At 73.3% G+C, this 1503-nt stretch carries 3 protein-coding genes; 1 reads left to right on the plus strand and 2 read right to left on the minus strand.

Annotation, left to right across the window (positions count from 1 at the left end; all coding sequences use genetic code 11):
• Window positions 1-12: 12 nt before the first annotated feature.
• Complete coding sequence (locus AC2W7G_RS16070; RefSeq protein ID WP_485869320.1) at window positions 13-705, minus strand: hypothetical protein; 693 nt, start codon at window positions 703-705, stop codon at window positions 13-15.
• Window positions 702-989, minus strand: a complete 288-nt coding sequence (locus AC2W7G_RS16075) for a hypothetical protein (RefSeq protein ID WP_485869321.1) — start codon at window positions 987-989, stop codon at window positions 702-704. The genes AC2W7G_RS16070 and AC2W7G_RS16075 overlap by 4 nt, the downstream gene beginning before the upstream one ends.
• 143 nt (window positions 990-1132) lie before the next feature.
• Here AC2W7G_RS16075 and AC2W7G_RS16080 point away from each other — a divergent pair.
• Window positions 1133-1503 (plus strand): hypothetical protein (locus AC2W7G_RS16080; RefSeq protein ID WP_485869322.1); only part of this gene is annotated, 371 nt, incomplete at its 3' end.

The raw sequence follows: 1503 nt of genomic DNA on the forward strand, positions 1-1503 counted from the left end.
GCCTAGCCCGGCTCAGTGACGCTGGCGGGTGCGCTCGCCGGCCTCGTCGGCGGCGACCGCGACCTCGGGGTGCACCGGGCGGGAGCCGGCGGCTTCCTCCTCCTCGTGCACCTTGCGCCGCAGGCGGCCCATGCCGGGCAGGCGCAGGACGAGCTCGTTGAGCTCGGTCACGACGTCGAGCAGCTGGTGCATGTCCGGGGCCACCGACTGCAGGTTGGCCAGCATCGGCATGAGGTCTTCCTCGAGCGCCTGGGCCAGACGCGGCAGCTTGTCGATCATCTCCACGGCGGCGGCGACCTCGTGCTCGCCGGTCGTGCGGGCGAGGGTCTGGAGCGTGGGCTGCAGCGCCTGGATGCTGGGCTCGAGCGAGTCGACCAGCGCGGCGGCACGGTTGGCCGTCGGCTCGGCGCTGGCGACCGTGCCGGCGCTGCGGACGATCAGCTCGTTCGCCTCGTCGAGCGTGCGCTCGGTACGGGCGACGAGGGCGTCGGCGGACTCACGGGTGTGCTCGACCCCCGCGATCAGCGCGTCGGCCGCCTTGCGGGTCTGCTCGATGCCGGTGATGAGCACGTCCGCTCGGTCGACCAGCTGCTCGGCGGCCTCCAGCAGGCGCAGCACCCGCGGGATCGACGTGACGGCGTCCTGCAGCAGGGCGGGGGCGACGCCGGCGACGGTGAGCAGGTCGCGGGGGTCGGGGAGCCTCATCGTCCGGCCTCCGCGCGCTCGCGCCAGCCGAAGCGGCTCAGCGCGCTGAGCGCCGAGAAGATCGAGAACCGGGACGCGAACGAGAACGCCGAGAAGAACGAGGCGAAGGACGCGAAGGACCCGATCGACAGCACGGAGTGGCTCGACCCGATCGACAGGATGCTGTGGTGCGACCCGATGGACAGGATGCTCTGGTGCGAGGCGAACGACAGGATCGACTGGCTCGAGAGCCGTGACCGCAGCGAGGAGTCGTCGGGGGCGCAGCAGTCGGGGACGTGGCTCACCGGGCCAACCTACTGCCGCCACCCTCGCCCCGCGATCCCTCGCGAGCCGACTCCGCGCGGCGCCCGGCGCCATCCTGCGGGGCACCGAGGGTCGCGGACCGGACGGCGTGTGGCCTCGGGGCGATGCTGCTTGACTGGTGCGCATGAGCCACTCCGGTGACGACGACACGATCATCCAGGGCGCCGTCCCGGCCGAGCAGGTCGGCGACTACGACGTGGCGTCGCCGGAGTCGCGCACCCTCGTGACCGTGCTGGCGACCGTCCTGGGCGCCCTGGTGCTCATCGGCGCCTTCCTGCTGCTGTCGCTCGCGCTGCGCGACACCCGGGTGGAGACGCAGGACATCGACCTGGGCGGCTCCTCGCAGGTGGTCCTGCAGGCGACGAACGCCGACGTCCGGCTCGTCCCGGGCGACGGGGAGGGGCTGCGCGTGCGGGCCGAGGTCGAGGAGAGCCTGCTGAGCACCGACTTCGAGGTGCGTCGCGCGGCGCGCCGCTCGCCCTGGCCGCCCTGGAC

This window comes from Aeromicrobium sp. PFPM2_SD2 (assembly GCF_057364525.1).

Bases quoted from the DNA above. Each gene is read 5' to 3' on its own strand.
- AC2W7G_RS16070 (WP_485869320.1), bottom strand. From the start codon at position 705: ATGAGGCTCCCCGACCCCCGCGACCTGCTCACCGTCGCCGGCGTCGCC.